At 68.0% G+C, this 466-nt stretch carries 1 pseudogene; it reads right to left on the bottom strand.

Annotated elements, in window-relative coordinates:
* Positions 1–466: pseudogene (locus GWE18_RS42020) on the bottom strand (ABC transporter permease); the annotation flags it as partial.

The raw sequence follows: 466 nt of genomic DNA, 5'->3' as shown, positions 1-466 counted from the left end.
ACCACGAACAGTGCCTTCTCGGCGGTGCCCATCAGGCCCCACAGTTCCTGCAGGGCGACACCGGGGAGGATCGCCATCAGCGGTTCGCCGGGATAGTCGTTGACCTCGCGTTGCAGGGCGAAGGTCGCCACCTTGCTCTTCAGGCCGACCAGGAACGCGGTGATCGCCTGTGGTTGCAGGTCCATGTGCCGCGCCTGCTCGGCACTGACGCGCCCGGCGCCCATCGCCGGCACCCCGTTGCGCCAGTCGACGTGCAGCGCCTCCATGCCGGCGAGGGATATGTGCAGGGTGCGGTCTACCGGGGTACCGGTGCGCTGGAGGATGCCGACCACGGTGAACGGCTTGTCGTCGTGCTTGACCAGGCTCACCGTGCTCACCCCATGGGCCAGCACGATCTTCTCGCCGAGCCTGTAGTGCAGGGCTTCGGCCACCTCGGCGCCGAGCACCACGTCGAACAGGTCCTGGC

It is taken from the genome of Bradyrhizobium sp. CSA112 (genome assembly GCF_029051645.1).
In the GTDB taxonomy this organism is placed as follows: domain Bacteria; phylum Pseudomonadota; class Alphaproteobacteria; order Rhizobiales; family Xanthobacteraceae; genus Bradyrhizobium.
This window is presented reverse-complemented; position numbering and strand designations above follow the sequence as displayed.